This is a genomic window from Streptomyces sp. NPDC127119 (assembly GCF_042677425.1).
In the GTDB taxonomy this organism is placed as follows: Bacteria; Actinomycetota; Actinomycetes; order Streptomycetales; family Streptomycetaceae; genus Streptomyces.
Map to the genome: position 1 here is coordinate 1 of NZ_JBHXTO010000270.1, position 5381 is coordinate 5381.

6 protein-coding genes are annotated in these 5381 nt (G+C 70.7%); 5 read left to right on the forward strand and 1 reads right to left on the reverse strand.

Features of this window, described 5'->3' with window-relative positions:
• Positions 1 to 302 precede the first annotated feature (302 nt).
• Both ACFVH5_RS43800 and mscL read left to right on the forward strand, forming a co-directional pair.
• Positions 303 to 845 (forward strand): hypothetical protein, encoded by a 543-nt coding sequence (locus ACFVH5_RS43800; RefSeq protein WP_385839279.1) that lies wholly within the window; start codon positions 303 to 305, stop codon positions 843 to 845.
• A gap of 135 nt (positions 846 to 980) precedes the next feature.
• Positions 981 to 1463 carry a large conductance mechanosensitive channel protein MscL gene (gene mscL, locus ACFVH5_RS43805; RefSeq protein ID WP_384816054.1) on the forward strand — a complete coding sequence of 161 codons (483 nt, stop codon included), beginning with the start codon at positions 981 to 983 and terminating at the stop codon, positions 1461 to 1463.
• Between the two features lie 64 nt (positions 1464 to 1527).
• Here mscL and ACFVH5_RS43810 read toward each other — a convergent pair whose 3' ends face one another.
• Entirely contained in the window at positions 1528 to 1710 is a 183-nt protein-coding gene (locus ACFVH5_RS43810; protein ID WP_384816057.1) for a hypothetical protein, read from the reverse strand.
• Positions 1711 to 1796: 86 nt separating this feature from the next.
• Between ACFVH5_RS43810 and ACFVH5_RS43815 the strand changes: the two genes are divergently transcribed.
• From ACFVH5_RS43815 to ACFVH5_RS43825, 3 genes are all read left to right on the forward strand, one after another.
• Positions 1797 to 2825: a P1 family peptidase gene (locus ACFVH5_RS43815; RefSeq protein WP_385839276.1), complete on the forward strand. Its 1029-nt coding sequence runs from the start codon at positions 1797 to 1799 to the stop codon at positions 2823 to 2825.
• 307 nt (positions 2826 to 3132) lie between these two features.
• Complete coding sequence (locus tag ACFVH5_RS43820; RefSeq protein ID WP_385839277.1) at positions 3133 to 4332, forward strand: Ig-like domain-containing protein; 1200 nt, start codon at positions 3133 to 3135, stop codon at positions 4330 to 4332.
• Positions 4333 to 4489: 157 nt separating this feature from the next.
• A complete protein-coding gene (locus ACFVH5_RS43825; RefSeq protein WP_385839278.1) occupies positions 4490 to 5236 on the forward strand; it encodes a DUF6227 family protein in 747 nt (248 codons plus the stop codon).
• Positions 5237 to 5381 lie beyond the last annotated feature (145 nt).

The window sequence follows — 5381 nt, forward strand, 5'->3', positions numbered from 1 at the left end:
GTGGGAGCGGGCCGTGCCGGTACGTCGAGTCCGCCGCCCCCGTGCATACGGCTCTTGGTCGGAGGGTCTGACTTTTTTGCGGGAGCCCTACGCGGCGGACTTTCGACGTACCGGCACGGCCCGCTCCCAGGTCTCGTCGCCGGGTGCGGGCCGCGGCCCCTTCGCGTCGGTTGTGAGAGGGCGAGTGGAAGGGCTCGTTCGGGGGGTGGGGTTTTCCACAAGTGGGGGGTTGTCCACGGGGGGCGGCAGGATTTTTGGTGAGGCCGCAGTCTGGGGGCGAAAGCGATCTCCGACCGCAGGCGGTGGTACTCGTGTCGCAGTTGTCCTCGTTTCCGCGTCCGTTGGGCACGGACGTTCCCGGTACGTGCCAGGTGCCGCACTTCGCTCCTGTACGGGTTCGGGGTGGGCGGTATCAGTTGCGCCGACTGGTCCGGTGCCGGAGACGGGCTCTGGCGGCGGGGCTGGCCCTGACCGCGGCGGCCCTTGTCGCGGCCGGGCCGCGGGAGGTGGTGGCGCGGGGTGCGGGGCCGCCCCGGCCGGTGGCGGTCGATTCCGTGCGGGAGCGGCGGGCGGTCGAGATGGTGGCCGCGCCTGTGCGGATCGCCGATGCTGCGACCGTGCGGCTGCTCAGGCCCGGTGATCGGGTGGACGTGGTCGCGGCCGATCAGTCGGCGGCGGGTGACGCACGGGTGGTGGCCCGTGGGGTGCGGGTGACGAAGGTTCCGGAGTCCTTGGACAGCGTGTCCGGGGGCGGGGCGCTGGTCGTTCTGTCCGTGCCGAGGAGGACTGCCGCACGGCTGGCCGGGGCAGGCGTGACCTCGCGACTGGCGGTGACCTTGTGCTGAGCATGATCAGGCGGGTTGCGGTTTGGCTGTCAAGTCGCTCGTTGGAGTTATGGAATTGGACAGGGGCGCCGCACCCTGACGTAGGTTGCGGAGCTGTTCATTCCACAATCTGTGCAACCGAGAAGGGTCCCCCTGGTGAGCGAGAAGAAGAAGGAGCCGAGCATCCTGGACGGCTTCAAGGCCTTCCTGATGCGCGGGAACGTCGTCGACCTGGCTGTCGCGGTGGTCATCGGCGCTGCCTTCACCAACATCGTCAACTCCGTGGTGAAGGGCGTGATCAACCCGCTGGTCGGCGCCTTCGGCACCAAGGACCTCGACAAGTACAGCTCGTGCCTGAAGTCCCCCTGCGACTTCGACGAGGCGACGGGGACCGCGACGAGCGGCATTCCCATCATGTGGGGCACCGTCCTCAGCGCGACGCTGACCTTCGTGATCACCGCCGCCGTCGTGTACTTCCTGATGGTGCTGCCGATGTCCAAGTACCTCGCCCGGCAGGCGGCCCGCCAGAAGGCGAAGGAGAACACGCAGGAGGTGATCGAGGTCACCGAGCTGGCGGTCCTGAAGGAGATCCGCGACGCCCTGGTCGCCCAGCGCGGCTCCGGGCACAGCGAGCGATAGCGGCGGGCGAGGGCGCGGGCAGGGTCCGCGGGGCGGCTCTCCGGCGGCCGGGCCGCGGGTGGGATCAGATGTGGTGGGGCGGCTTCTCGTCCAGGAAGCGGGCCAGGTCCGCGGCGCTGTCGGCGGTCGGCCTCTCGCCCCACCCGCGGTCCGTGTCGTCCTCGGACTGCCGGCTCAGCGGGTCGTCGAAGACCAGCGCGGCCTTGGGCTCACGCGGCTTCGGGGTGGATGCTCCGGCTTCGCTCATACCTTCAGGGTACGCGCAGGCGAGCGGGCGGCCGGGCGGCTGCCGAGGTCTCCGGCAAGGGCCGGGCCGGGGTCGACACTGGGCTCATGACTGTTGACGCTCTGACCGATGTGACCGGGCTGCGTGTGGGACATGCCACGCGGATCGGCGATGGCTGGCTCACCGGGACGACGGTCGTCCTGGCCCCGGAGGGCGGCGCGGTCGCCGCCGTGGACGTGCGGGGCGGCGGGCCCGGTACGAAGGAGACCGACGCGCTCGATCCGCGCAACGTGGTGCGCAAGGTCGAGGCGATCGTGCTGACCGGCGGCAGTGCGTTCGGGCTGGACTCGGCGACGGGCGTGATGGCCTGGCTGGAGGAGCGGGGGCGTGGGGTGCGGGTCGGCCCCGATCCGCACCATGTCGTGCCGGTCGTGCCGGCGGCCTGCGTCTTCGATCTGGGCCGGGGCGGCGACTTCCGGGCCCGGCCGGACGCGGCGACGGGCCGCGAGGCGGTGGAGGCCGCGGCGGCGAGCGAGCGGGGCGCGCCCGTGCGGGAGGGGTGCGTGGGCGCCGGGACCGGGGCGGCCGTCGGAATGATGAAGGGCGGGGTCGGCACGGCGAGTGCCGTTCTCGAATCGGGGATCACGGTGGCGGCGCTCGTCGTCGCCAACGCGGCGGGCTCGGTGCTGGAGCCGGAGACGGGGGCGCTGTACGGGGAGTTGGTCCAGGGGCAGCTGGGCTGTCCGGCCGAGGAGGTCCACCGGGCGGCGCGGGTACGGCTGACGGAGGCCGCGGCGAAGAACTCGCTCCCGCCGCTCAACACCACGCTGGCCGTGGTCGCGACGGACGCCGACCTGTCGAAGGCACAGGCCCAGAAGGTGGCGGGCACGGCACACGACGGCATCGCGCGAGCCGTCCGGCCGGTGCACCTGCTGAACGACGGGGACACGGTGTTCGCCCTGTCCACGGGCGCACGCCCACTCGCCGCCGAGGACCCCCTCGCCCTGAACGACATCCTCGCCGCGGCAGCGGACCTGGTGACCCGCGCGATCGTGCGGGCGGTACGGGCCGCCGAGTCGGTGGAGGGCCCGGGCGGGATGTGGCTGTCGCACGGGGAGTTGTACGGGAGGGGGTAGGGCGCGCTCCCTCTTTCCCGCGGCAGCGGGGAGTGTGGCGGACTTCGTGGCGGCCTGCGGGGGCCGTGGGCGGTGCGCCGTGTGCCGTGTGCTGTCGCGGAGTGTCTCCGGCAGCGCGGGGCCGCAGGGGCCGGTGGTGGGCAAGTGCGGTTGTGGGGCTTGGGATTGTCCCGACTCTGTCACGTGCTGGTGTCAGGGGCGGGCTGGGGGAACCCGGGCGGTCGGAGTTGCGCTCCTTGTTCATGGATCTTCTGTCCATGGACCGGATCGACCGACCGTCCCGCACCACGAGAACCTGGAGCAGCCCGTGACAACGCCCGACGCAACAGCGAGGCGCGCGCTGGCGGCCTGTGCCGCCCTGATGGTCGGCGCCCTGACTCTCACCGCCTGCGGCGGCGACGCCAAGGCCGACAACAAGGCCGGTGGATCCGAGGACGCGCGGATCACGATCTCCGCCAAGAACGGCTCGGCGGGGGCGTCGATCAACTCGACCGGTGTGAAGGTCAGCGACGGGAAGCTGACCGAGGTGAAGATGACCGAGTCGGCGAGCGGAGCCGACGTACCGGGGTCGGTCACGGGGGACGGGAAGAGCTGGAAGCCCGAGAAGCGGTTGGAGAGGGGGACCAAGTACCGGATAGCGGCCACCGCCAAGGGCGAGAGCGGGAAGACCACGGCGGCCAGGTCCACCTTCACGACGGTCTCCACGGACAACAGCTTCATCGGGACGTACACGCCCGACGGCGGGGCGAAGGTCGGCGTCGGGATGCCGGTGTCCTTCACTTTCGACAAGGCGATCACCAACAAGAAGGACGTCCAGTCGCACATCGAGGTCACGTCGAGCAGCGGGCAGAAGGTGGTCGGGCACTGGTTCGGGACGCAGCGGCTGGACTTCCGGCCCAAGGAGTACTGGAAGGCCGGCTCCAAGGTCACGACCAAGGTCGACCTGGACGGCGTCGAGGGCGCGAACGGCGTCTACGGGGTGCAGGACAAGAAGGTCACCTTCACGGTGGGGCGTTCGCAGGTCTCCACCGTCGACGCCGACACGCAGACCATGACGGTCGTACGGGACGGACGGACCGTCAAGACGGTCCCGATCTCGACGGGCAGCGCGGACAACAGCACGTACAACGGGCAGATGGTGATCGCCGAGAAGTTCCGGCAGACGCGGATGAACGGGTCGACGGTCGGCTACGGCGGTGAGTACGACATCGCGGACGTGCCGAACGCGATGCGGCTGACGACCTCAGGGACCTTCATCCACGGCAACTACTGGTACGACCGGGGCAACCCGCCGTTCGGGAAGCAGGGCACCAGCCACGGCTGCGTCGGTCTCGCGGATGTGCAGGGCGCCGGGAGCGACACGAGCGCCAAGTGGTTCTTCGACAACTCCCTCGTCGGGGACGTCGTGACCGTCAAGAACTCCCCCGACAAGACGGTCTCGCCGGACAACGGGCTCAACGGCTGGAACATGGCATGGAGTGCATGGACCGCCGGAAGTGCCGTCTGACCTAAGGGTTTTGTGGTTTTCACGGGCCGCGCGGGAACTTCTCCCGCGGCCCCGGCGTTTTTCGTGTGTACGTTTTCTCGGTTCCCGGACATGATGTCCGACCGAGGGGCTACGGTATGCACCCACAAGGTGACATGCAGCAACGCCGGGAGAAGCCTTGAGCGTTCCGTACGAGACGGCAGCGTACGAACCACCCGAGTCGCCCGAGTCTCCGGAGGAGCATCTCGCGCGACTCCTCGGTCGTGCCCTGAACTCCTTCGAGCTGCCGGACGACACGATAGGGCGGCTCGACCGAGCGCTGGCGCACGACAGTTCACTGCACTCCGCGCACCACAGCGCGGGACTGCACCGCGAGACGTATCGCCATACGTGGCTGCTGGCCGATGGGAGCGCGCTCACGCTCTGGGAGCTGGTCCACAACACCGCGCCGGGCCGGGACACCCAGCACGAGGTCTACGAGGACGAGGAAGAGCTGCGCACCGCGACCGCGCGCCTGCCGCTGCCCGTGGACACGCCCGATTTCGAACTGCCCCTGCTGGTGCGGCTGTCGGCCATTCCGGAACCGCTGCACGCGTATGTTCCGGACGACTCGGCGGACCACGGCCGGCGGCTGCTGCGGCGCGCCGAGAACGCGGACCGGCCGGGCGAGGAGATGGCCGAGCTGCTGCGCGGGGCGTTCGCGCACCAGATCACCCAGGCCTTCGGGCGACCGGTCCGGGCCGGCCGCAGGGGGCTGTGCTTCTCGCTCTACGAGCACGGGTTCCTGCTCCGGGACGGCCGTGAGCTGTCCCTGTGGGAGGTCGAGCACACGGCGACACCCGACGGACGGCACATGTGCGAGGTGTACGCGTCGGAGGAGGCCGCCCGGGAGGCCATGGAGCGACGGGCCGCCAACCTTCGCTGACGGAGAGCCGAGAGAAACGGCAGAGATACGTACGGCACACGGCCGTGGGGGGGGGGGGAGACGGGTGGCGCCGGCGCGGGCGGTGGGGCGCGCGGAGGGGGGGGGCGCGGCACCAGCCCGGCGCCGCGGCGGGGGGGCCCGCGGC

What these genes read in the sequence shown, in the direction of transcription:
- ACFVH5_RS43810 (WP_384816057.1), bottom strand. Translation starts at nt 1,710, where the DNA reads ATGAGCGAAGCCGGAGCATCCACCCCGAAGCCGCGTGAGCCCAAGGCC.
- ACFVH5_RS43815 (WP_385839276.1), top strand. Translation starts at nt 1,797, where the DNA reads ATGACTGTTGACGCTCTGACCGATGTGACCGGGCTGCGTGTGGGACAT.